22 protein-coding genes are annotated in these 25,351 nt (G+C 48.9%); 5 read left to right on the top strand and 17 right to left on the bottom strand.

The features are described from left to right. Positions 1-4: 4 nt before the first annotated feature. The 7 genes from gspK to gspE form a co-directional block, all read right to left on the bottom strand. A complete protein-coding gene (gene gspK / locus EZMO1_RS08395) occupies positions 5-1,003 on the bottom strand; it encodes a type II secretion system minor pseudopilin GspK (RefSeq protein ID WP_034874194.1) in 999 nt (332 codons plus the stop codon). Then, positions 981-1,769: a type II secretion system minor pseudopilin GspJ gene (gene gspJ, locus EZMO1_RS08390; RefSeq protein ID WP_051789639.1), complete on the bottom strand. Its 789-nt coding sequence runs from the start codon at positions 1,767-1,769 to the stop codon at positions 981-983. Before gspJ ends, gspK begins: the two co-directional genes overlap by 23 nt. After that, complete coding sequence (gene gspI, locus EZMO1_RS08385; RefSeq protein ID WP_034874195.1) at positions 1,766-2,161, bottom strand: type II secretion system minor pseudopilin GspI; 396 nt, start codon at positions 2,159-2,161, stop codon at positions 1,766-1,768. Before gspI ends, gspJ begins: the two co-directional genes overlap by 4 nt. Further along, positions 2,145-2,648 (bottom strand): GspH/FimT family pseudopilin, encoded by a 504-nt coding sequence (locus tag EZMO1_RS08380; RefSeq protein ID WP_034874196.1) that lies wholly within the window; start codon positions 2,646-2,648, stop codon positions 2,145-2,147. The genes gspI and EZMO1_RS08380 overlap by 17 nt, the downstream gene beginning before the upstream one ends. Then, positions 2,645-3,127, bottom strand: a complete 483-nt coding sequence (gene gspG, locus EZMO1_RS08375; protein ID WP_051789642.1) for a type II secretion system major pseudopilin GspG — start codon at positions 3,125-3,127, stop codon at positions 2,645-2,647. Before gspG ends, EZMO1_RS08380 begins: the two co-directional genes overlap by 4 nt. A gap of 69 nt (positions 3,128-3,196) precedes the next feature. Next, on the bottom strand, positions 3,197-4,417 hold the full coding sequence (gspF, locus tag EZMO1_RS08370; RefSeq protein ID WP_034874197.1) for a type II secretion system inner membrane protein GspF: 1,221 nt from the start codon (positions 4,415-4,417) through the stop codon (positions 3,197-3,199). Positions 4,418-4,446: 29 nt separating this feature from the next. After that, positions 4,447-5,967 (bottom strand): type II secretion system ATPase GspE, encoded by a 1,521-nt coding sequence (gspE, locus tag EZMO1_RS08365; RefSeq protein WP_086936400.1) that lies wholly within the window; start codon positions 5,965-5,967, stop codon positions 4,447-4,449. Between the two features lie 287 nt (positions 5,968-6,254). On the opposite strand from gspE, the gene EZMO1_RS08360 reads away from it, so the two are divergent. Together EZMO1_RS08360 and gspD are read left to right on the top strand one after the other, a co-directional pair. Further along, positions 6,255-6,905: a type II secretion system protein N gene (locus tag EZMO1_RS08360; protein WP_051789644.1), complete on the top strand. Its 651-nt coding sequence runs from the start codon at positions 6,255-6,257 to the stop codon at positions 6,903-6,905. An 87-nt stretch (positions 6,906-6,992) separates the two neighbouring features. Then, positions 6,993-9,062, top strand: a complete 2,070-nt coding sequence (gspD, locus tag EZMO1_RS08355) for a type II secretion system secretin GspD (RefSeq protein ID WP_222842213.1) — start codon at positions 6,993-6,995, stop codon at positions 9,060-9,062. A gap of 248 nt (positions 9,063-9,310) precedes the next feature. Here the strand turns inward: gspD and EZMO1_RS08350 are convergent, their stop codons facing one another. From EZMO1_RS08350 to sdhC, 10 genes are all read right to left on the bottom strand, one after another. Further along, a complete protein-coding gene (locus EZMO1_RS08350; protein ID WP_034874198.1) occupies positions 9,311-10,186 on the bottom strand; it encodes a prenyltransferase in 876 nt (291 codons plus the stop codon). 219 nt (positions 10,187-10,405) lie between these two features. Beyond that, positions 10,406-11,278 carry a succinate--CoA ligase subunit alpha gene (gene sucD / locus EZMO1_RS08345; RefSeq protein ID WP_034874199.1) on the bottom strand — a complete coding sequence of 291 codons (873 nt, stop codon included), beginning with the start codon at positions 11,276-11,278 and terminating at the stop codon, positions 10,406-10,408. Beyond that, on the bottom strand, positions 11,278-12,444 hold the full coding sequence (gene sucC / locus EZMO1_RS08340; protein ID WP_034875370.1) for an ADP-forming succinate--CoA ligase subunit beta: 1,167 nt from the start codon (positions 12,442-12,444) through the stop codon (positions 11,278-11,280). Before sucC ends, sucD begins: the two co-directional genes overlap by 1 nt. A gap of 290 nt (positions 12,445-12,734) precedes the next feature. Next, on the bottom strand, positions 12,735-14,186 hold the full coding sequence (gene lpdA, locus EZMO1_RS08335; RefSeq protein WP_034875372.1) for a dihydrolipoyl dehydrogenase: 1,452 nt from the start codon (positions 14,184-14,186) through the stop codon (positions 12,735-12,737). 65 nt (positions 14,187-14,251) lie between these two features. Continuing rightward, positions 14,252-15,472 carry a 2-oxoglutarate dehydrogenase complex dihydrolipoyllysine-residue succinyltransferase gene (gene odhB / locus EZMO1_RS08330; protein ID WP_034874200.1) on the bottom strand — a complete coding sequence of 407 codons (1,221 nt, stop codon included), beginning with the start codon at positions 15,470-15,472 and terminating at the stop codon, positions 14,252-14,254. Between the two features lie 63 nt (positions 15,473-15,535). Continuing rightward, entirely contained in the window at positions 15,536-18,367 is a 2,832-nt protein-coding gene (locus EZMO1_RS08325) for a 2-oxoglutarate dehydrogenase E1 component (RefSeq protein WP_034874201.1), read from the bottom strand. Between the two features lie 384 nt (positions 18,368-18,751). Next, on the bottom strand, positions 18,752-19,456 hold the full coding sequence (locus EZMO1_RS08320; RefSeq protein ID WP_034874202.1) for a succinate dehydrogenase iron-sulfur subunit: 705 nt from the start codon (positions 19,454-19,456) through the stop codon (positions 18,752-18,754). A 19-nt stretch (positions 19,457-19,475) separates the two neighbouring features. Then, positions 19,476-21,248, bottom strand: a complete 1,773-nt coding sequence (gene sdhA / locus EZMO1_RS08315) for a succinate dehydrogenase flavoprotein subunit (RefSeq protein WP_034874203.1) — start codon at positions 21,246-21,248, stop codon at positions 19,476-19,478. A 3-nt stretch (positions 21,249-21,251) separates the two neighbouring features. Next, positions 21,252-21,620, bottom strand: coding sequence for a succinate dehydrogenase, hydrophobic membrane anchor protein (gene sdhD, locus EZMO1_RS08310; RefSeq protein WP_034874204.1), 369 nt, complete (start codon positions 21,618-21,620; stop codon positions 21,252-21,254). Next, positions 21,614-21,988, bottom strand: a complete 375-nt coding sequence (gene sdhC, locus EZMO1_RS08305; RefSeq protein ID WP_034874206.1) for a succinate dehydrogenase, cytochrome b556 subunit — start codon at positions 21,986-21,988, stop codon at positions 21,614-21,616. Before sdhC ends, sdhD begins: the two co-directional genes overlap by 7 nt. Before the next feature lie 556 nt (positions 21,989-22,544). Here sdhC and gltA point away from each other — a divergent pair. The 3 genes from gltA to EZMO1_RS08285 all read left to right on the top strand — a co-directional run bounded on the left by gltA (position 22,545) and on the right by EZMO1_RS08285 (position 25,350). Then, a complete protein-coding gene (gene gltA, locus EZMO1_RS08295) occupies positions 22,545-23,828 on the top strand; it encodes a citrate synthase (RefSeq protein WP_034875373.1) in 1,284 nt (427 codons plus the stop codon). A 158-nt stretch (positions 23,829-23,986) separates the two neighbouring features. Then, the gene (locus tag EZMO1_RS08290) at positions 23,987-24,724 is read left to right on the top strand and encodes a TerC family protein (RefSeq protein WP_222842212.1); all 738 of its coding nucleotides are present in this window, start codon (positions 23,987-23,989) and stop codon (positions 24,722-24,724) included. Continuing rightward, on the top strand, positions 24,721-25,350 hold the full coding sequence (locus EZMO1_RS08285) for an HAD family hydrolase (RefSeq protein WP_082211812.1): 630 nt from the start codon (positions 24,721-24,723) through the stop codon (positions 25,348-25,350). Before EZMO1_RS08290 ends, EZMO1_RS08285 begins: the two co-directional genes overlap by 4 nt. Position 25,351: the final 1 nt, after the last annotated feature.

The following is a 25,351-nucleotide window of genomic DNA, read 5'->3' as shown; positions in this document are numbered from 1 at the left end:
GACCTCAGGATTCCTTCTTGGCTGTCACCCGGTAGTCGTTTGGTCCAATTTCACGCCCTGCGACTTGAACCTTTCCATCAGCATTTCGAACCAGTAACGTTCTCAGATAGAAAACCGTGTCACGGTACGTTGCCTTTATATAAACGTTAAAATAACTGCTGGTGAACTCAAACCCAGCCGCTTTCAGCTCAGCAGTTTTATCTTTCAGAGCCGGCAGCTTTGTCATATCTTCCAGCTTGGCAAAGCCTTCATCCGTACGGGAATCAATAATAGACTGCGCATCACCTTCTGTAATTTTATCGGACAATGACCGCAGGACTTCTGGCAGTGCACTGTTAACATTCACTTTTGATTCTTTTGGCAGCACTGTCACCAATGGCGTCAGCAGCTCAAATTCCTGCTTACCGACACCCTGAATCAGGCGTAATTCCGAGAGAGAGACCAGCGGAAAGTCGGCCGTTCTTCGGTGAGGATCGAGCACTAAATAATGATTGTCTTCAGCCCCCGTCTCTGATGGCTCCTGATCACTGTCAATCCAGTCTTTAATGGCATAGATCAGTTGAGTGTCAATACCAAGATTTTTCAGAATGGTTTCAAACTGGGTTGTAAACCTCTTGCCGTCAAGCGCCTCGGCATTCAGCCAGTTTAGGTTGAAGCGGCCGTTTTCATCGACAATCTCCAGCTCTACACTGCCCTGCTCAACCGGATAGCCTACGGTAGTGACATTCCAGCGTTCCCGCTCATGGTCAACCTGCCTTTTTTTCTTTTTATCGTCTTCAAAGTCCTGCTCTAACAGCAATGCAACGTATTGCTCTGCTGATAGCGCATGATGCTTAGCCTGTATTCTCTCCAGAAAACGGGCGTTTTTTTCAGTGTGCAACCAGAGACTGGTCACCATTTGCGAAGCCATCAGTGTGATCATGGCAAAAATCAACAGCACATAAATCAGGGCTATGCCTCTTTGCCGGTTCATTGAAGTCTTACTCATCATCGTAATCATCATCGTCAGACTCCTCCGGTTCCTGCATGGGCTCATCTTTTCTCTTTCTATTATTTTCAACCTTGCCTTTTTCTTCTTCAAACTTCGGTTTCTGTGTTTCTGACGGCTTATAAGTCAGCAGCGGAAGAACCGTAGTCAGCACCCCATATTCACGGTGCTGGAAGGTCAGCTCCAGGGCATGAGGCATCTGTGGCCGTTCTTCTCCGCCCTCTTTACCAGCTCCACCAGCTCCTGTTGCTGTTGGCGTTGCTGCTGCCTGCTGCCCCTGTTTTTTGGGTGGCCATGTTGACTGCCAGCGTTTCTTTTCATCCATGAACTTCAGCCGCACACCGGTCACACCCTGCATCAATACCTGTCGGACTACCACCGGGTCTGGAGCCCTGTCCAGCATCAGCCAGTAATACCGAACCAGTTCTTCTTCTTCCAGGGCGTAGGCAACCCTTTGCATATTGCTGCGGATCTCCTGAAGCGGATTTCGCCAGCCAAACCGGGTAAATTCGAGCAGTTCACCATTTCTACCGGGAGCCTGCACAGCTTTCTGCCTGTCACCGAATTCGTCCCGGACAGGTCTGGGAGCAACCTGAATCAGGTCTTTCTCAATGACCACCATGGTCCTCTGCAGTACATCAAGATGATCCAGAATCCCATCGGTTACCTGCTGCGCCCGGCTGACGGAGTCGAACAATTTATAAGCAGCGGTACTGATCATGGCAAAAATCAGTATGGCAATCATTAACTCAATCAGTGTAAAGCCCCGACTCCGCATCATTTCTTGGGCTTCCTGAAATATGAAGTGATGGAATACAGTCCCGTGTCATCGTCTTCAGGCTTAGTCCGACCAGCAAACACCTCAACCACTACTTTTCTGAAATCCGGCATATTGGTCGTTCGGGTCACCTGCCGTATATACCAGTCATATCCGGCATAGGTTTCATTCCTCCCTTTGACACCTTTGTCCGGCCAGTTTCTCTCGGCCTGCAAACGGCTCATGTACTGGTCTGCAACCTGAGCCGCCAGAACTTTTTCCTGCATATACCTTGTCTGTCGAATACTGTTGCCATCTGACAGCATCAACATGGCAGCGGCGACAGCAAAAATAGCCAGCGCCACCATCACTTCAATTAGCGTAAAACCTCTGCTGCAATCAGCGGGTAACCTCAATATCCGACAAGCCATCGGTTTGCAAAACCACCGTTTGTTTTTTGTTTTCAACGGGACTGACGGACAAAGCAAAAGGTGTAACCTGTCTGTCAGAGTAAAATACAACAGAAGGCCCGTCCTCATTAAAATCGAGAGCAGGCAGTGCCACGTCGGCAGTATTCAATACTATCTCAATGGATGCAGGTGGCCGGTAAGGCTGAAAAGGTTTTTCATTGATAGACAGCCACTCACGACTCTCCAGAGGCAACACCCACCAGCGATAAAAGCCATCTTCATCAACGGAAAAACCATATTCGGCATTTTCCAGTAATGCTTTGTCTCTTACCTGTTCGAACAATACCTGAAGTCGTCCAGCTTGCTGCTGTGTTGTTTTCTGTGCACTGCCTGTGATCGGACTCAGCAAGGTGATCCCAAGCAGTATGCCAATGATAAGAAGGACAACCAGTAACTCAACCAGCGTAAAACCCTGCTGCGCCTTCAACTTCACGAATCAGTATCGTCCCAGTTAGTGATATCAGCATCGAGCCCATCGCCCCCTTCACGTCCATCAGCACCCTGAGAATAGAGGTCATATTTCCCATGATTCCCCGGCTGCAGATAAAGGTAAGGATTACCCCATGGGTCAACGGGCATGCGTTTCAGATAGCCTTCCGGATTCCAGTTGCGCGGCTCAGGTGCAACAGTCGGTTTCTTAACCAATGCATCCAATCCCTGATCAGTCGTCGGATAGAAACCATTATCAAGCCTGAATAACTCAAGAGCCTGAGAAACTGTCTCAATGTCTGAACGGGCAACGGTTACCTTGGCCTGATCAGGGCGGCTGAGAATTTTAGGCGCGACCATTGCAGCCAGAATGCCCAGAATGACGACAACCACCATGATTTCAATCAAGGTGAAACCGCTCTGACGCACCACTGTTCGTCCAGACTGTTTTTTGTTTTGCTTTTCTCGCGTATCTAGCTTCATTATCCTCTGACCTCGTTCATGAATTCCCTCATACAGCCACCCATTAGTTTCTCCAACTGTCCCACGCATTCAGTTCAGCAACTGGTTCATATTGAGAATAGGCAGAAGAATCGCCAGCACTATGACCATGACAACACCTCCCATCACCACCAGCATTAAAGGTTCAAACAACCCCAGCAGCATGGCAATGCGACCATCCAGCTCCATTTGCTGGTTTTGTGCTGTTCGTTCCAGCATTTCATCAAGTTCACCGGTCGATTCGCCACTGCTGATCATATGCAGCATCAATGGTGGAAAATAACCCGCGCCCGATAAGGCTTTATTAAGACTGGAGCCTTCGCTGACTTTTTTTGCCGCATCAATCACCGCACCACGAATAGCGCGATTTTCCACCACCTGAGCAGCGATCATTAAAGCTTCAACCAGTGACACCCCCGAGCGGGTAAGAATACTCAGGGTGCTGGCAAAACGCGCAGCACTCAGGCTGCGACTGAAACGACCAAGAATCGGCAAACGCAGAAAAACCTGATCCCATGACAATCGAACGGAAGGTTTTTTCAACGACTGTTTACAAACAAACACTGCCGTAAAAATCAGAATAAACAGCACCGGCCAGTAAGACTGAAAGCCCTCACTGGCAGCAATTAATGCAACGGTTATCCCCGGCAACTCCTGACCGGTATCAACAAAGACTTTAACGACATCAGGCACCACATAGCCCAACAAAAAGCTGACAATACCAACCGCTGCAACCATCAGAATGACAGGGTAGAGCAAAGCCTGCTGAACCTTTTGCATGGACTGCATACGGGCTTCGGTATAATCCGCCAGACGATTTAGTACTTTATCCAGGTAGCCTGCATGTTCACCTGCTGCAACCGTCGCACGATACATCTGGGGAAAAATCTGGGGAAAACTTTCAAGACTCTGAGCCAGCGTATAACCTTCCAGAACCTTGGAGCGAATCGCCAGCAGGATATTTTTCAACCGTCTTTTATCCTGCTGTGAAGCCACGCCCTGCAAGGCTTCTTCAACCGGCATGGCAGCCTGAATCAACGTCGCCAGCTGTCGGGTGATAGTTGCCAGTTCGACTGCCGACACTCCCCGCTGAAACAACGAAGGCAACCCGCCTGCCTCACTCTTTTTCTGTTCATCAACCGCATCGACAGACAGGGGGGTCCACTGGCGGTCACGCAAGATCTGACGAACCTGACGATTACTGTCAGCCTCAAGGGTTCCCCGGTGTTGTTTCCCCTCCTGGTCGAGGGCTATGTATTCAAATGCAGCCATGATCGTTGTTTATCCGCCTCCGATACGGATCAATCTTTCTGGGTAACCCGCAACACTTCTTCAAGCGTTGTAACACCCTCCAGCACCTTGCGACTTCCATCATCACGAATACTGGGACATGAACGACGCACGTAATCGTTAATAGACTGCTCACTCTCACCGGAATGAATCATTCTGCGCATGGTTTCATCGAGCATAACGACTTCATAAATACCTGTACGGCCACGATAACCACTCTGGTTACAGTCTTTACAGCCCGCTGCATGGTACAGGGTCACATTGTCGTCCGCAGAAACACCCAGTTCCTGACACTCGACAGCATCCGGCGAGTAAGGCTGCTTACAGCTATCGCACAGCACCCGCACAAGACGCTGGGCAACCACACCCAATAAACTGGACGACAACAAGAATGGCTCAATTCCCATATCCTGCAAACGCGTCAGGGCACCAATGGCTGTATTGGTGTGCAGTGTTGATAGTACGAGGTGACCCGTAAGGCTGGCCTGAACCGCTATCTCAGCGGTTTCCTTGTCCCGTATTTCACCAACCATCACAACGTCCGGATCCTGTCGGAGAATAGCGCGCAATCCCCGGGCAAAAGTCATATCGACCTTGGTGTTCACCTGAGTCTGGCCAATGCCCTCAAGGTTATATTCAATGGGGTCTTCTACGGTGAGAATATTTCGACACTTATCATTCAGTGTGGTGAGGCTGGCGTAGAGAGAAGTGGTTTTACCGGAGCCCGTCGGGCCTGTCACAAGAATAATTCCATAGGGGCGAGCCAGAAGTTTGGAGACCTCCGTCATATCCCGTTCAGCCATGCCAAGATGCCTGAGTTCCAACCGGCCAGCAGCCTTGTCAAGCAATCGCAGTACGACCCGCTCACCATTGCTGGATGGCAAAGTAGATACCCTGACATCCACTTCCTTGCCTGCTACCTTCAGAGAGATTCGTCCATCCTGTGGAATACGCTTTTCTGCAATATCCAGCCTCGCCATGACCTTGATACGGGAGACCAGCAGTGAAGCCAGCGTTCGCTGTAAGCGGAGTATTTCCCTGAGTACACCGTCAACCCTGACCCGGACCACAAGGTTAGACTCAAAGGTTTCGATGTGGACATCAGATGCCCCTTCCTTAATCGCTTCTGTCAATAAAGCATTAATCAGGCGTATGACCGGTGCATCATCGCTCTGTTCCAGCAGATCTTCTGTCACCGGCACAGCTTCTGCCAGACTGCTCAGATCCATGTCATCACCAATTCCGGCTGCATCCTGCAGGGCTTCGGAGCTGTCATTGTGATAACACTGCGAGAGCACTTCAGCCAGCTGGTCATTACTCACGCTCCGATAAACAGGAGACTGACCAGCAAGGCGTACTATTTCTGAAAAAATATGAGGGGATGGCGAGACAGTAAAGTAAACAACAGGCCTTTCCAGATCCCAGACCAGCACGACACCATGACGCTTGGCAAAAGAAAATGGCAGACGCAGTTGGGCGTGGTCACGCTCATCAACAACTTCAGCTGCTAAAGTGTCAGTCGGGGTGGACAAGATCTACTCCTTCTTTGGATCAATAATTATCTGTAGAAAAGTTCTCTATATAGAATGAGCATTTTTTTGGATCTTCGCTCAGAAAATTGCCACCAAAATCTGAAATTGAATTATTCTTGGTCGGGCAATAGAGGAATTGTGATGCAATATTGTCATTTTACAACTTCAAAACAGAAAATGATTTTCCACAATCAGAAAACCAGCTTTAAAAAACGGAACCCTTATGCTTTATTTAGACTATTAGACAGTCCATGACCCAACTACCTTTCCAGCCATCAGAGAACATTATGAATCAAGAGGTCATGGCCACCTATTTCAAATGGGGCCAACGAAAAAATAGAACACTGATAACAATATTGCTCTGTATTGCCATGTTGATCAGTCTGGGGATTCAGGGTTTTCAACTCCTCAAAATCTTTCAGGAAAAGCCTGTAGCCGTATTGGAACCAAAGTCAGAGTTAACAACGGAGCCTCAGGCTATTTCCGTTAAAGACTTCGATCTGCTGTTTGGGTTCAACAACAAGACTGAAGCTCAGAATAATTCAGCCGACATTCCCAAAACAAAACTGAATTTAATTCTAAGAGGGGCACTGGCCGATATTGGCGCAAGCGCAGAAGACTCCAGCGCCATCATACAGGGCAGTAGTCAGGACAAGCTCTACTCACCTGGCGACTCTCTTCCCGGCGGCGTGACCCTGAAGGAGATTCACCCGGATCATGTCATTCTCAGCCGTAATGGCCAGCTGGAAAAACTCTTCTTTCCAGACTCAGGCAAAGACTCTCGAGCCCTGCTGGAATACCGAAGCCCGGTGCCGGATGCTGCGGAACAGGCGACTGAACGCCCCGGTTTTACTCAGCAGCCGGATGACAAATCACTTGAACAGCGAATGCAGGAACTTAGAGACAAGTTGCAGCAGGCTAATCAAGGGATTCAATAAAAGAATTACAACTTATTCAATGGTTAAGTGATGAAAATGAAAGAGTGCTACACAGCTAATTTTGCACCAAAATCGCTTCTTGCGTGTTTGCTGTTATTTTCATTGCAGGGAAGCCTGAATGCTGCTCCGGTTCAATCCGAAACAAAAGTACAATTACAGGACCGTTCATTAACAAAAACACCCTCTAATCAACAGGCATCCAAGCCCGGAATTAATTCACCATCGGTTTCTTCATCAGAAAAAAAATGGAGCCTGAATCAACAAAATGCCGATATTCGCGAGTTTATTGCGCAGATAGCCAAAATAACCGGTGAAACTTTTGTCATAGATCCAAGAATTAAAGGCGGAAATACCGTTTCGGTAATCTCTTCAAAACCGCTCAGTAGCGATGAAGTTTATGATGTTTTTCTTGAAGTACTTTCAGCCAACGGTTATGCCGTCATTCCTAAAGGCAACATCATCAACATAGTGCCCAGCACTACGGCAAAAACCAGTAGTCCGGATGAAGCAACACAAAAACCTCGCGATGCCATCATGACCACAAGGGTTATTGAATTACACAGTGTTTCATCCATTGAATTGATCCCCATCATCAGACCCCTGATTGCTCAGTATGGTCATGCAGCCGCGTCTGCTTCCAGCAACGCCGTTATTGTCAGCGACCTTGCCGACAACGTCGAACGCATAGCCAAACTGGTTAAGGAACTCGATGAAGCAGGCAATAATGATTATGAAGTGCTGCAGCTCAAACATGCCTGGGTCGGCGATATCGCCAAAATTATTCAGGATACTTTGGCTACCGCAAAGGGCCAGCTGCCCAGTGGGCTACAGGTCATTGCTGACGAACGCAGTAACCGTCTGGTTATCAAGGGTAATGCCAGCAAGCGGATCAGGGTACGAAAACTGGTGGAAACACTGGATAAACAGGGTATCCGGAAGTCCACAACCAAAGTCATGTTCCTGAGCTATGCCGACTCCAAAAATCTGGCCGAAATCCTTTCAGAAGCTTCAGGCACCATTCAGGACAGTCAGGAAAAGAAAGGAAAATCTTCATCATCTGCCGCACCGGCCCCTCAACCAGCCTCGTCAGCACCCAAAGTACAGGCCAAAGGGCAGCCCAGTAAAAGCAGCAAGAACAAAGGGCAAAATATTTTTGTCAAAGCCGACGAAACCCAAAACGCCCTGATACTCATTGCCGATCCAGAAACACTGACCGAGATGGAGCACATTGTTCGTCAGCTTGATGTCCCCAGGGCACAGGTTTTGTTAGAGGGAGCCATTGTTGAAGTGTCCGGAGATATCGGTGATGCCCTCGGTATTCAATGGGGCATTGATGGCACCAAAACCGTTACATCAAGAGGTGAGAAAGGCGAAAGCAACACCCTCAGTTCAGTTATAGGAAGCCCGCTAGCCAACGACGCGAAGAATATACCAATCGGTACTCTGGCACTCAGAGGAGGGAACTTTGGTGTTCTGGTAACAGCATTAAGTAAAAAAGCCAACAGCAACATCCTCTCAACTCCCAGTATGCTGACTCTGGATAATGAAGAAGCAGAGTTTCAGGTGGGAAAGAATGTTCCTATACAAACCGGCTCCTACCAGACCTCTAGTTCAGGATCTTCGAGCAACCCGTTCACAACAACTGAGCGTAAAGATATTGGTATTAAATTAAAAATCACCCCGCATATAAATGAAGGCAACAGTATCAGGCTCGAACTGGAACAAGAAATCTCAACACTGGATTTTAGTGTCAAGGATGATGTGGATGGTCTGGTCTTCAATAGTCGAACAATTAAAACAACAGTTCTGGTTGATGACAGCCAGACTGTCGTAATCGGTGGTTTGATCGAAGACGAATCAGGAGCCAGCAAAACAAAAGTACCTTTGCTTGGGGACATTCCATTGTTAGGACAACTTTTCCGAAGCACGAATGTAACCAACAAGAAGCGGAATCTAATGCTCTTTATACGCCCAACCATTATGCGAAATTCCGAGACCTTGGCCAAAGCCACTCAGGATCGTTACTCGAAGCTCAAGATGCTGCAAAGCGCGCCAGGAAAAATCAATAATCTGCCAGAAAAAGTAGACATACTTTTTGATGCCGAAGCCTTTGACCTGAGAAACCAGGATAAAGCACCCTGGCAATCCAGAGACTAAATCAGGGATGCTACTAAAGAGTAACCGTTAAGGGCTGATTCCAGCCCTTTTTTAATGTCTTATACCAATCAAAATAATTAGCTTCGTGATGAGCATGCCTTTTCAACCGGTTAGCCAAGGCGGCGTGAGGAGCCGTAGCCTTTATGCCCTATGGGTAGTAGCTATGGCGACGAATACCAACGCAGAATAACCGGCTGAAAAGGCAGCGCAATAGAATCGATAATTATTGCGATTGGTATTAATACCCTTCAGACCACACTAAAAATATAACCAATTCCAAACACGACAAAATACCGTCCGGTTAATGGTGGTAGCTGAACCAGCTGCACATCACCTGCTTCACACATTAATAAACGCAATGGTTGCCAGACAAATACCAGTGACAGTAACAGAAGCAGAGGATTCTGTATGGCACCAATGATAAACAGATAAAAACTGATTGGGTACGTCAGCAAAAGGCACAGAGTATAAAGAGCTTTAGAGTTATTAAAGCCAATTTTTACCGTCAATGTTCCTATTTTATTTGACTTGTCATCAAGGTAGTCTCTGAGTTCATTCGCCAATAGAAGAGCAGATGCCAACAAGCTGACTGGCAGTGAAATCAAGACAACCTGATAACTCCACTCGGCTGAAACTGCATAGTAGGCACCACTGACCATCAGCACACCGGTGAGCAGGAACACAGCAGGTACTCCCAGACCATGACTCTTGTAATGAATCGGTTCCCCGGTATAAAAATACCCGGCAACAATGCCTGCAGCACCAAAAGCCAACAGCCGCCAGCCTACATCAATGACCAGATAAATTCCCATCAATGACGCGAGTAAGGTCAATAGCCCGGCTATCAGAAAATTAAAGCGGATACGACTAACCGCCAGCTCGGCCATGCCGCCGGTACGATTCTTCCACAATGCCAGATCAGCATGATCATTTGCCAGGTTGCTGGCAGCCTGCAGGAGCAATCCAGCCAGAACAACCAGAAACCCTCTCAGGGGGTCACCATGATCGCGGACAAACGACAGAGTCACACCGAGACCACAGGTAATTAATGCAACAGAATAAGAGAATGGTCGAAGTGCTCGAACAAAGCGGTATTTTTCTGGATTCAGGTAAGGCGTACCCACGGGCTAATCCCTGACAACAATAAAGTAAGTGGCGGTTGAAACTCCGGAAACAGACAACCATAGCTGAGGGGAAGGTTCAGCCGTGCGCTACTAGAACACAAGACCATAGAGGTTGCAACGATAAAGCCAGATATTCCAACGCCTGAGAAAAGAAAACCCCGACTTTGGAAAAGTCAGGGTTTCGATGGATAGACAAGAGCGCTAGAAAATTTCAGGAAATCACCAGCCTGTCAGCTCTTTCAATGCCTCACCAATATCGGCAAGACTTCTGACCGTTTTGACACCAGCTGCTTCAAGCGCTGCAAACTTTTCATCAGCAGTACCTTTGCCGCCTGAGATAATCGCGCCTGCATGACCCATTCGCTTGCCCGGAGGTGCTGTAACACCGGCAATATAAGAGACAACCGGCTTGGTCACATGATCCTTGATAAAAGCCGCTGCTTCTTCTTCAGCCGTACCGCCAATCTCACCGATCATAACAATGGCTTCGGTCTGTGCATCTTTCTCAAACTTTTCCAGAATATCGATAAAGTTTGAACCGGGAATAGGATCACCACCTATACCCACACAGGTTGACTGACCAAAACCGTAATCAGTTGTCTGCTTCACTGCCTCATAAGTTAGCGTGCCTGAGCGGGAAACGATGCCCACTTTGCCCGGCTTGTGAATATGCCCTGGCATGATACCGATTTTGCACTCACCCGGAGTGATAACACCCGGACAATTAGGTCCAATGAGCATAACTCCAAGCTCATCACAGCGAACCTTACACTCCAGCATATCCAGTGTTGGAATTCCTTCGGTGATACAGACAATAAGACGTATACCTGAGTTTGCCGCTTCAAGAATCGAATCCTTACAGAAAGGTGCTGGCACATAAATCACTGAAGCTTCAGCACCAGTCGCTTCTACAGCCTCAGCTACTGTATTAAACACAGGCAAATCAAGATGGGTTTGACTACCTTTTCCTGGCGTCACACCACCTACCATCTTGGTGCCATAGGCGATGGCTTGTTCAGAATGGAAGGTACCCTGAGAACCTGTAAATCCCTGGCAAATAACTTTAGTATTCTTATCAATCAGGATACTCATCACTTATCCTCCGCTGCTTTAACAACCTGCTCAGCAGCCTCTGTCAAACTGGATGCTGCAATAATGTCCAGACCACTGTCAGCCAGTTTCTTAGCCCCCAGATCGGCGTTATTACCTTCCAGCCGAACCACTACCGGCACTTCAACACCCACCTCTTTAACTGCACCGATAATGCCATCCGCAATCAGGTCACAGCGCACAATACCGCCAAAAATATTAACCAGAACGGCTTTTACACTGTCGTCTGAAAGAATGATCTTGAACGCTTCACTAACCCGCTCCTTGGTCGCGCCACCACCTACATCAAGGAAATTTGCAGGTGCGCCACCGTGCAGTTTTACAATATCCATTGTGCCCATGGCCAAACCGGCACCATTGACCATACAGCCTATATTGCCGTCTAGGGCAACATAGTTCAGTTCCCACTGTGCGGCATGAGCCTCTCTTGGGTCTTCCTGAGAAGGATCATGGAAAGCCTTGAGCTTGGGTTGCCGATACATGGCATTGCTATCAATGACGACTTTGGCATCCAGACAGTGAAGGTTATTTTCAGAGGTGATAACCAGAGGATTAATCTCAAGCAAAGCCAGATCATTTTCCTGAAACAGCTGAGCCAGTCCGAGGAAAATCTTAGTAAACTGCTTAATCTGATCACCCTGCAAGCCCAGTTTAAAAGCCAGTTCACGCCCCTGGTAAGGCTGCGCCCCTGCTAAGGGATCAATCACTGCCTTCAGAATTTTTTCCGGCGTTTCAGCAGCTACCTTTTCTATTTCAACACCACCTTCGGTAGATGCCATAAATACAATACGGCGGGTGGAACGATCAACCACAGCGCCCAGATAAAGTTCCTGATCAATGTCAGTGCAACTTTCTACCAGAATTTTACTGACCGGCTGACCATTTTCATCCGTCTGGTAGGTCACAAGATTCTGGCCCAGCCATTTTTCTGCGAATGCCTTTATTTCATCCTTGCTGCTCACCAGCTTTACACCGCCGGCTTTACCCCGGCCTCCAGCATGGACCTGAGCTTTTACTACCCATTTGTCGCCGCCAATCATGTCTGCTGCAGCCACAGCCTCTTTCGGCGTATCGGCGGCAATACCCTTAGACACAGGCAGGCCATATTCAGCAAACAACTGCTTACCCTGATATTCGTGGAGATTCATACTGACACTACCATTGTTGTTGTTAAAATTATTGTTATTAAAACAGCCATGAGTGGAAACGCGGTTAACGAACTTTGACAACGAATCGCCAACAATATCGAAAACTGCATTTTCTTTAAATAGTCCCAAGATCCACAATTGCAGATCAAACTTTTTACACTGATGCCCATCTGATTACAGAAGGGCACCAACATTAAATCGTTGATCACTGCTAACAGTCTGGAGTTGCATTAATCCATTAAACACAACTTCATTGAGCGACAACTATTGAGCGACAAACTATCAAGTGATCAACGCCGCTTGCGGTTAGCAATATGAATGGCATGACCATCAACTGCTAACACTGCTTCGTGCAGAGCTTCGCTTAACGTCGGGTGAGAGAAGATAGTCAGTGCCAGATCTTCACTGCTGGCGGCAAACTCCATTGCAATAACACCCTGCTGGACCAGTTCTGCGGCGCTGGGCCCGACAACATGAACACCAAGGATGCGATCCGTTACCTTATCAGCAATGACTTTCACCATACCATCTTTGTCATTAGCCGCCAGAGCCCTGCCACTGGCTGCAAAAGGGAAGGTTCCAACTTTGTATTCGCCGCCTTCCGCCTTGACCTCTTCTTCTGTCTTACCCACCCATGCAATTTCCGGATGAGTATAAATAACAGACGGAATCAGATCATAGTTCATCTGGGCTTTTTGACCAGCAATGATTTCAGCGACCATAACGCCTTCTTCACTGCCTTTATGAGCCAGCATCGGCCCACGAACAACGTCACCAATAGCATAGACACCCGGTACATCCGTTGCACAGTGGTCATCCACAAAAATAAAACCACGTTCATCCAGATTAACACCGCTGTCAGGAGCAAGCAGAGCCTCAGTATAAGGACGACGACCTACGGCGACAATCAGCTTATCAAAAATCAGTGAATTTTCTTTGCCATCACTGTCCACGTAAGTGACATGAACTTCTTTATTCTTTCCTTTGCCCTTTATCTCTGATCCTGTAACGCGAGCTCCGAGACGGATATCCAGCCCCTGTTTCTTGATGATTTTCATGGACTCTTTGGCAATCTGCTGATCTGCTGCGGCCAGAAACTGATCCAGTGCTTCAAGCACCACGACTTCAGAGCCAAGACGAGCCCAGACACTGCCCAGTTCAAGACCAATGACTCCGGCACCAATCACACCCAGTCGCGCAGGTACTTCCTGAAACTCAAGAGCACCTGTTGAATCAACAATCAGGTCACCATCCACCGGAGCAGGCGGAATATCGATGGGCCGGGAGCCGGTGGCAATGACCACATTAGCTGATTCAATAATCTCAACGCTGCCATCCCCTCTGGTTAATTCGACCTGTTTGGCAGCCAGCACTTTGCCAGCGCCTTCCAGTAGAGTGACGCCATTAGCCTTGAACAGCCCGCCAACACCAGTCGTCAGGGTTTTCACAATCTTGTTTTTTCGGGCGATCATCTTCGGCACATCAATTTCGACACCTTCATGCTTTATGCCATGAACGTCGAAATCTTTCTGCGCCTCAACAAATTTATGCGAGCTGTCGAGCAGCGCCTTGGACGGGATACACCCAACATTAAGACAGGTGCCACCTAACAGTGCCTTGCCTTTGTCGTCTGACCACTTCTCAATACAAGCGGTTTTCAAACCCAACTGAGCAGCGCGAATTGCACATACATAGCCCGCCGGTCCTGCCCCAATAACAACAACATCAAACTGATTTGCCATAATATCTTTTCCTAACAAATGAATCTGATGACTGCCTGAGCAGCCATCCACTCACTGTCTACAACTTATAATTCCAGCAGTATGCGTGCAGGATCTTCGAGCAATTCCTTGATGGTCACAAGGAAGGTAACCGCCTCTTTGCCATCCAGCAAACGGTGGTCATAGGAAAGCGCCAGATACATCATGGGCAGAATTTCAACCTGCCCGTTAACAGCCATCGGACGCTCCTGAATTTTATGCATGCCAAGAATGGCTGACTGAGGTGGATTAAGGATAGGCGTTGAGAGCAAGGAGCCAAACACGCCGCCATTGGACAGGGTGAAGGTTCCACCTGTCATGTCTTCAATACCCAGTTTGCCAGCCTGGGCCTTTTCACCGTATTCACGAATTTTAGCTTCAATATCAGCCAGAGTCATTGCTTCAGCATCGCGCAAAATTGGTACAACCAACCCCCGGTCACTGGATACTGCGACTCCGACATCCTGATAGCCGTGATAAACAATATCATTACCATCAATCGAAGCATTCACGGCAGGAAAACGCCTGAGCGCTTCCGTACAGGCTTTGACAAAGAACGACATAAAGCCAAGTCTGACACCGTGGCGTTTCTCGAACTGATCTTTATAGCGGGCGCGTAACTCCATCACCGGTTTCATGTTGACCTCGTTAAAAGTGGTCAACATTGCAGCGGTTTGCTGAGCCTCGACAAGACGCTGCGCGACCTTGGCACGCAGCCTCGTCATAGGCACTCTTTTTTCAACTCGCTCTCCGGCAAACACCGGAGTCACGGTGTCAACTTTCGGAGCAGTAGAGGCAACCGGGCTACTGACTGGACTAGTAACAAGAGGATTCTGTTCAGCATGACGCACGACATCCTCCTTGGTCACCCGTCCACCTTTGCCTGTACCGGTAATATCTGCAGGACTGAAGCCTTTTTCATCCGCCATCCTGCGTGCAGCCGGACTAAGGATTGGTTCTTCAGCCGTTGCAGAAGTCGCTTCAGGCTGAGCAGTCTCTTTTTCTACCGGATCAGTCGGTGACGCCACTGCACCTGCTTCAAACCGGGCAATCAGCTCTTCCCCAAGAACAACACCACCTTCTTCTTTTAGAACCTCAACCAAAGTTCCATCCGCAGGTGCAACGACTTCAAGAACTACTTTATCGGTCTCTATATCAACCAGAAGTTCATCACGGCTACAAGCCTCGCCGGGCTTTTTATGCCATGTTGCGACTACACCGTCTGCGACAGACTCGGGAAAAGTGGGTGCTTTTATTTCAATGGCCATAATGATCCTTTGGAGTATTTGACCTGCCTGCGCCCTTCAGCCAGAACGACGCAAGACGAATATTTATACCGTAAATGCGTCATCTACCAGTTTCTGCTGCTCTTCTACATGTTTGGACATGTAACCACACGCCGGTGCTGCTGAAGCTTCTCGTCCGGCGTACCTGAGCGTTAAACTATTATTGAGCTGTGCAACAGAACGCCGCATATGATGCTGACTGCAATACCAGGCTCCCTGGTTCATGGGTTCCTCCTGACACCAGATAACATGTTCAAGACCTGAATATTGAAGAATTAATTCATCCAGATCATCCTGCGGAAATGGATAAAGCTGCTCAATTCGAACAATAATGGCATCACTGATTTCATCATTTCGACGCTTGTCTGCTAAATCGTAATAGACTTTACCACTGCAAAGGATCAACCGGCGAATATCTGCAGGTTTGTGCTCATCCACTTCCGGAATGATGGTCTGGAAACCACCCTCTGTCAGTTCTTCAAGTGTTGAAATCGCCTGTTTATGTCTTAACAGGCTTTTTGGAGTAAATGCGATCAGTGGTTTGCGCAGCGGCCGTAACACCTGACGACGCAGCATATGAAATACTTGTGCAGGTGTCGTGGGTACACACACCTGAATATTGTGTTCGGCACAGAGCTGCAAGTAGCGCTCCAGCCGGGCTGAAGAGTGTTCCGGCCCCTGCCCTTCGTAACCATGAGGCAACAGCATCGTCAGACCACAAAGACGACCCCACTTGTGCTCACCACTGGTAATAAACTGGTCAATAACCACCTGACAACCGTTGGCAAAGTCACCAAACTGAGCCTCCCAGACCACCAGCGCACCCGGAGTCGTCGTAGCATAACCGTATTCGAACGCCAGAACGGCTTCTTCTGACAACAGCGAGTCCCAGATCTGAAACGCGGGCTGATCATCACTTAACCGGGCCAGGGGAACAAGAGAGCTGCCGTCTTTCTGGTTATGGTGCACAGCATGTCGGTGAGAGAAGGTGCCACGACCAACATCCTGACCGGTGATGCGAACGGGGTGGCCTTCTTTCAACAGAGAAGCGTACGCCAACACCTCAGCACAGCCCCAGTTAATAGGCAAAGCACCCGCTGCCATCTTGCGACGATCATCAATGATCTTACTGACCTGCCGCTGCAGCACAAAGCCTTCAGGTATTTTGCACAACTTCTGCCCAAGTTCCTGCAAGTTCCCCAGAGCAACCCGGGTATCATGACGTGCTGTCCACTCGTGTCCAAGGTGAGGAGTCCAGTCTACAAACAGTTCGGTATTAGGCTCTTTGACAAGAGCCTTGGCGACATGCTCACCATTGTCGAGCGCTGACCGGTAACTGTCTACCAACCCCTTGTCGGCTTCGGCAGAGATAACACCCTGCTCCTGCAAGACGCCGGCATACAAATCTCTGGTTGTCGTATGACTCTTGATGGTCTGGTACATCATGGGCTGCGTCGATGATGGTTCATCTGCCTCATTGTGACCTCGCCGACGATAACAGACCATATCGATGACAACATCACGCTTGAATTCCATACGGTAGTCCAGCGCCAGCTTGGTAACAAACTGAACCGCTTCCGGATCGTCACCATTAACGTGCAGGATCGGAGCGCCTACCATCTTGGCAACATCGGTACAGTATTCAGTGGAACGGGCATCTTCCCGGCGACTAGTGGTAAAGCCAACCTGATTATTAATGATGATATGTACGGTTCCACCCGTACTGTATGCCCGGGTTTGGGACATTTGCAGGGTTTCCATAACAACGCCCTGACCGGCAAAAGCGGCATCACCGTGAATGGAAACAGGAATGACCTGCCCCCGTACATTATCGCTGCGTCGATCCTGACGGGCCCGAACCGAACCTTCCACCACAGGTGCAACGATTTCCAGATGCGAAGGATTGAATGCCAGAGCAAGGTGCACTTCACCGCCCGGCGTCATGACATTGGATGAAAAGCCCTGATGATACTTCACATCACCCGACCCACTGTCGGCCATTTTCTTGCCTTCGAACTCGTCAAACAGTTCGGAAGGATTTTTACCCAGAATATTCACCAGCACATTGAGACGACCACGGTGCGCCATACCAATGACAATTTCCTTGGCTCCGTAGGTGCCTGCACGCTGAATCATCTCATCCAGCATTGGAATGAGAGCTTCACCACCTTCAAGACCAAAACGTTTGGTGCCCGGGTAACGGGTGCCCAGATATTTTTCAAGACCTTCTGCTGCAGTCAGTCGCTCAAGCAGGTGCAACTGCGCTTCGCTACCCACTTCCGGACTTCCCCGAACCGACTCCATCCGGCTTTGAAACCAGCGACGCTCTTCGGTGTTAACGATGTGCATGTATTCAACACCAACTGAGCCACAGTAGCTGGCATCCAGTGCATCGATGATTTCCTGAAGCGTTGCCCGCTCTTTACCAATAAAAATGGTACTGGTCTGAAACTCTGTCTCCAGATCTGCTCGGGAAAGGCCGTGATATTCAAGGGTCAGGTCAGGGAATTTCTCTCTTTTCAAAATCCCCAGCGGATCAATCGTCGCCTGTTGATGACCACGGATACGATAGGCACTGATCAATCGCAAAACCTGAATCTGTTTTCGCTCATGATCACTGGATACGGTGCTGGCGGTGATTGGGCGGGTGGTCTGGTGCTGCCTGGCCATCAGAATAAAGTTTTCCTGAATGGTCGAATGAGGCACATCCGGACTGCCGCCGTTCACCTGTGGTAGCTTTTCAAAGTAGTCACGCCACTCTTCTGCGACACTGTTTGGATCGCGCAGATAAAGTTCGTACAGCTCTTCGACGTATGCAGCATTTCCCCCGGCAATATGAGACGTAGCCCACATTTGCTGCATCACACCTTCTTGCATGGTCACACCCCGTATATCTGGGGCAATATCGCATTCAGGGATTCAAACGCACAGAACTCGCTCAGTTCTTGACGATATGATGCACTGAAAGTGTGCTGTCCATTTAAACATTCACTTTCAGCCCCCCTCCCACAGATAACCAGTACCTGACTGGCTGCCCCTGCTGGTAAAACTTACCGGTCGATCGCAAAATAAATGGTCACAAAACCGGCAGACACCCAAGAGTAAACTACAGGCAGAACCATGTATATAAACAGATCCGCCCTCGAACAATCCCGCTATATTGTAGGTACAAATTGTAATGAAAAAATATTATTTGTATCTAAATTCACTAAAAGCCAACAGCGCCCGGGTTAACCTTTAAACGTTCGAACCCGACCCGCCTCAGGTAGCACTGCTAAACAGCATCTGCCGGATATGCCCGATTGCCCTGGTTGGATTTAATCCCTTGGGGCACACACTGACACAGTTCATAATACCGCGGCACCGGAACACACTGAACGGGTCATCAAGATCAGCCAGGCGTTCCTGCGTTGCAGTATCACGGCTATCAGCCAGAAAGCGATAGGCCTGTAACAGACCGGAAGGGCCTACAAACTTATCAGGGTTCCACCAGAAGGATGGACAGGCTGTTGAACAGCAGGCACAAAGAATACATTCATAAAGGCCATCCAGCTTTTCCCTGTCTTCAGGTAGCTGCAACCGTTCAATTGCCGGGGCGGGCTGATCGTTGATGAGATAAGGTTTGATCTTTTCGTATTGCTTATAAAACTGCCCCATATCAACAACCAGATCACGTATAACCGGCAGCCCGGGCAAAGGGCGCAGAATCAGACGGTTGCCCCGTGAAGCTTCAGACAATGGTGTAACACACGCCAGACCATTAGTACCACTGATACTCAGACCATCTGAACCACAGACGCCTTCCCTGCAGGATCGTCGATAAACCAGAGTCGGATCCTGTTCTTTCAGTAGATTAAGGACATCAAGTACCATCAGGTCCTTGCCTTCAGGTATCTCCACCTGATAGTCCTGCATAAAAGGTTTGGCATCCGTTTCCGGATTATAACGGTAGACACTGACTAACATAACTATCCTTAGCCTCCCCTTAATACGTTCTTGCCTTGGGCGGGAAAGCTTCCATCGATGTGGGAGCAAAGTTCACCCGGCGTTTACCCACAGCTTTGTCAGCCGGGTAATAAATGGAATGGACCAGCCAGTTTTCATCATCGCGCTCAGTAAAGTCATTGCGCGCATGAGCCCCCCGGGACTCTTTTCGCTCTTCAGCGGAAACCGCTGTGGCATAAGCCACTTCATAAAGGTTTTCCAGCTCAAGGGCTTCGATTCTGGCGGTATTAAATGCCTGACTCTTATCCAGCAGGTGGATAGTCTGCATGCGTTCTCCCAGCTCATCGAGTTTTTTGAGGCCTTCCTGCATGCTGTCACCTTCACGGAACACACCAAAATACAGTTGCATGGTATTTTGCAGCTCCGCTCTCAGTTCTGCGACTTTTTCACCAGACTGGCTATTATTCAAACGTTCGACTCTGGACAGCGCTGCATCAATATCACTGCCCGATGCATCAACAGTATCAAAGCCTTCATTCAGGCTTTGTTCAATCTGCAGCCCCGCTGCACGCCCGAAGACCACCAGATCCAGCAGAGAATTACCACCCAGCCGGTTAGCGCCATGCACTGACACACAGGCAGCCTCACCACAGGCATAGAGGCCATCTACGATCTTGTCATTTCCTTCACTGTCAGGGAAGAGAGCCTGACCTCCGATATTGGTGGGTATTCCACCCATCATATAGTGACAGGTTGGGACGACCGGAACCGGCGCTTTAACCGGATCAACATGGGCAAATGTTTTGGACAGTTCACAGATACCAGGCAGACGAAGATTCAGGGTTTCTTCGCCAAGATGGTCAAGTTTCAGAAATACATGGTCTTTATCAGGACCACAGCCCCTGCCCTCAAGAATTTCAAGAATCATGGAACGTGCAACAACATCGCGCCCGGCCAGATCTTTGGCATTAGGCGCATAACGCTCCATAAAACGTTCGCCCTCACTATTAACCAGATAGCCACCCTCACCGCGACACCCTTCGGTCACCAGCACCCCGGCACCGTGAATGCCTGTTGGGTGGAACTGCCACATTTCCATATCCTGCATCGGGAAGCCTGCACGCAACGCCATGCCAATACCATCGCCGGTATTAATCAGGGCATTCGTAGTCGAAGCATAAATACGCCCCGCTCCACCGGTTGCCAATACCGTTGCTCTGGCTTTGACATAAACGGTTTCACCCGTTTCCAGACAAATGGCAATCACACCGGCCACCTGTCCACGCTGATTTTTGACCAGATCAACGGCATACCATTCATTCAGGAATGTGGTCCCGCCTTTTAAATTTGCCTGATACAGCGTGTGCAGCAATGCATGTCCGGTTCGGTCCGCTGCCGCGCAGGTTCTGGCAGCCTGCCCACCCTTGCCATACTCTTTCGACTGACCACCAAAAGGACGTTGATAAATGCGCCCTTCTTCGGTTCTGGAGAAGGGCAGCCCCATATGCTCCAGCTCGAATACGGCCTGGGGCCCGACAGAACACATATACTCAATGGCATCCTGATCGCCGATATAGTCCGAACCTTTGACCGTATCAAACATATGCCAGCGCCAGTCATCGCCGGGATCCGCACTGGCAATAGCACAGGTAATCCCCCCCTGAGCCGAGACAGTATGCGAGCGCGTAGGAAAAACCTTGGTGATACAGGCTGTTTTTATACCAGCTTCTGTTAACTGCAATGCAGCGCGCATGCCAGCGCCGCCGCCACCAATAACAATTGCATCGTAGGCAAGAGTACGAAGTGCCGCCATTAATCAGTGCCCCCAGATTACTTGAGTACCCCAAACCAGATAGCTGAACAGTGCAATAAAGCAGAGTAGCTGAACGGGGAACCGAATCAGAACCGACTTTTCTCCGAAAGCCCGGCTATTTAAATAGTCTGTAGCGATGGTCCACATGCCGACCCAGGCATGAGCAACCAGAGAGAGAAGTGCGAGAAAAGTAAAGATACGCACCCAGACCTGAGTGAACAGTTCGCTCCACTGGGCGTAGCTCAGCCCGGGATTTGTTAGAATGTACCCGACAATAAACAGGGTGTAGACTGCCAGAATAATCGCCGAAAGGCGTTGCAGCATCCAGTCATAAAGACCGCTTCGGGACAAATTAGTGATATTGGTTACCATACCCAGACCCCCGCCAGAACAATCAGAGCCGCCGATACAACAATGGTCAGTACAGAACCGGCACGACCGGATTCCAGCTCTTCACCAATGCCGATATCCATTAGTAAATGTTTTACTCCGGCAACAAAGTGATAGATCAGGCCAGAAAGGAGAAACCAGAGAATAAATTTTGCCAGCCCGGATGACATCAGGGCTTTCAGTTCTGCAAAGGACTCTTCCGACGCCAGAGAAAGATCCAGCGCATAGATCAACAAACCGGCCCCAATAAACAGAAGAATGCCTGAAAGTCGATGCAGAATGGAGGTATAGGCTGGCAGAGGCAGTTTTATTGTCGTTATATCCAGATTAACTGGTCTTTTGCTATTCACGTTTTATTGTCCCAACGCCTTACGGCGTGCACAGCAGAAAGAGCTCTCAAACCCTGCAGCTGTACACCAAGCACAGACTTTTGCACCTGTTATCAAAAGCCCGCTTTTCTGCTCAACGCCAGTTGATAAAAACATAACGACCTGACCTGCACGGAGCAGGATAAAGCAGACGACCAGCAGTAACAGAGCAACCAGGGTCACCAAAAAACGCAGGTCTCAAACCTGCTCAACCACTGACGTTTAATAGTTTCCGACAGCTGTTGGAGGCTATTCCTTCCCTTGCTACAAGCCTTCCATGACCTCGTGGCTGAAGTATATACACTTCGGTTTTTAATTACAATCAGGCTGCATATTAAGGGATTTTGCTTATTGGTCATTATTTTACCGTTCATTTTTTTTCAAAGTTTTACAGGTTTGACAAAAGATTTAATCCCTCTATAGTGGTCGAACCGTACAAACGGGCCCGGTCAAATTCTGTCTAATAATTACTCACATATGGGCCTTGATTGACTATAAAGACACCAATAAAACGGCAAAACAGGAGGCCTACCTGATCATGGCTGAAAAGAAAGCTCTCTTATCGATAGAAGGCAAGGAACTGGAGTTGCCTGTTTACTCTGGCTCCACCGGCCCTGATGTCATAGACGTCCGCAGCCTGACTGCAAATGGCTATTTTACATACGACCCTGGCTTTGTATCCACTGCATCCTGTGAATCCAAGATCACCTACATTGACGGGAACAACGGCTTACTGCTACATCGAGGCTACCCCATCGAGCAACTGGCAGAACATTCGGATTATCTGGAAACCTGCTACCTGCTCATCTACGGCGAACTGCCGAATGCCGTGGAAAAAGAACAGTTCCAGAAAACCATCATGAAACACACCATGGTTCACGAACAACTGATTGACCTGTTTTCAGGCTTTCGTCGCGATGCCCACCCAATGGCTGTCATGTGTGGCGTGGTGGGAGCCCTGTCGGCGTTTTATCATGACTCCCTCGACATTACTAATGAAAACCACAGGGAAGTTTGCGCTTATCGCCTGATTTCCAAAATGCCAACGCTGGCCGCCATGGCATACAAGTATTCCACTGGTCAGCCTTTCATGTACCCCCGCAACGATCTCTCCTACGGCGGCAACTTCCTGCATATGATGTTTGCCACGCCTTGTGAAGAATACGAAGTCAGCCCGGTACTGGCTCGCGCCATGGATCGTATTTTCCTGCTTCATGCAGATCATGAGCAGAATGCATCCACATCCACCGTTCGTCTGGCTGGCTCCAGTGGCGCCAACCCCTTTGCCTGCATTGCCGCTGGTATTGCTGCCCTCTGGGGCCCAGCTCACGGTGGTGCTAATGAAGCCGTACTGGTGATGTTGAACGAGATTGGCAATGTCGAAAATATTGATGAATTTATTGAACGAGCCAAGGACAAGGACGATCCTTTCCGTCTGATGGGCTTTGGTCATCGGGTTTATAAAAATTTCGACCCTCGCGCCAAAGTCATGAAGCAGACCTGTGATGAAGTGTTGCATGAACTCGGGCTTCAGGATGACCCGCTGTTCAAAATTGCAAAACGCCTTGAGCAGATCGCGCTGGAAGATGAATACTTCATTGAGAAAAAGCTCTACCCTAATGTCGATTTCTATTCAGGCATCATCCTCAAAGCTCTCGGCGTTCCCACAGAGATGTTCACTGTCATTTTCGCAACAGGCCGGACGCCCGGCTGGATTGCACACTGGCATGAAATGATCAGTGGTGATTACCGCATTGGTCGCCCGCGCCAACTCTATACCGGAGCAACGTCCAGGGACTTTGTCCCACTTGAAAGACGCTGATACCGACCTCTAAACGCAGCTCACTCCCCCTATGAAGCCGGTGATTTTTACATAAAGAATCACCGGCTTTTTCTTGTCCGGCATTTAATCAATTAACGTCTAAAATGGAGCAAGCCGATATAAAAAAACACAACCGTCAATGATGCAAAGGGCCCATAATGGACTCTGTTTTTTCTCTGCCCACTCTGGAAATGCTGCTAACGCCCGAACCCTGGATTGCCCTGGCAACTCTGGCTTTGCTTGAAATTATTCTTGGTATCGACAATATCATTTTCATTACGATTGTGGTTGACCGGTTACCGAAAAAACAGCAAGCCCGTGCACGCTATATCGGATTACTGCTGGCGATGATGACCCGCATCGCACTGTTGTTGTCCATTGCCTGGATTATGGGATTAACAGCCTCTTGGTTTACCGTTTTTGGGCACGACGTTTCAGGAAGGGATATTATTCTGTTTGGTGGCGGGCTGTTTCTGCTGGCAAAATCCACCCATGAGATACACAACTGCTTTGAACCTGAGGAAGAAGCAACCCCCTCGCTGTTGAAGCGTGGTTTTTTCTTCACCCTGATCCAGATTGCACTGCTGGATATCGTTTTCTCACTGGACTCCGTCATCACTGCTGTCGGGCTGGCAGATGATGTCTGGGTGATGGTCGCAGCCATTATGATCGCAGTTGGTGTTATGATGTTTGCTGCCGGGCCGATAGGCCGGTTTGTCAGCAATAATCCGACATTCAAGATGCTGGCACTCAGCTTCCTTATTCTGATCGGTGTTTCACTGATGGCAGAAGGCATGGACTTCCACATACCCAAGGGGTATATCTACTTTGCCATGGCTTTCTCACTGATGGTCGAAATGCTGAATCGCCGTATGAACCAGAAACGGAGCCAATGATGTCAGAAAAAGTGATTCTGTTTGATATGGATGGCGTAATTGCGGACTCTTGGCAGGCATTTTATCAGGTATTCAATGAATATCTGGATAATGCAGGCTTCGCCGACCTTGCCAGCGAAGTTTTTCTGCTGGAGATGTTCGAAGGAAGTTTCTACCAGAATCTTCTTAGCAGAATTCACCCTTATACTGTAAGTCAGGCTGATATGCTCCAGCTAAGTGTGGCACTGACCAGTGCGATCAAAACCTGTCACCCTTTCCCAGGTATAAAAAAAGCACTGCAGCAACTCAGTCAGCATTATCCTCTGTACCTGATTACCAGTAATTTCAACGCCGCTGCCAAAGCCTTTCTGGAGCAGCACCAGCTGGCCGTTTTTCAGGACATACTTGGCTTAGACACTCATCTGGAAAAGGCTGCCAAAATTGCCCGGATTCAGAGCGAATATCCGGAGCACTCCTTACTTTTTGTTGCCGACACTCTGGGTGATATTCTTGAGGCTCGCAACACCAAAGCCATTACAATCGCGACAAGCTGGGGCTGGCATACACGCAAAACTCTTCAGCGCGGAACTCCGGATACGATACTTGATTCTCCGGACGAACTGCTAGAATACATCATTCATTTCTAAG

It is taken from the genome of Endozoicomonas montiporae CL-33 (genome assembly GCF_001583435.1).
Classification (GTDB): Bacteria; Pseudomonadota; Gammaproteobacteria; order Pseudomonadales; family Endozoicomonadaceae; genus Endozoicomonas_A; species Endozoicomonas_A montiporae.
The sequence above is the reverse complement of the archived record's forward strand: the minus strand, read 5'-3'. Positions and strand labels throughout refer to the sequence as shown.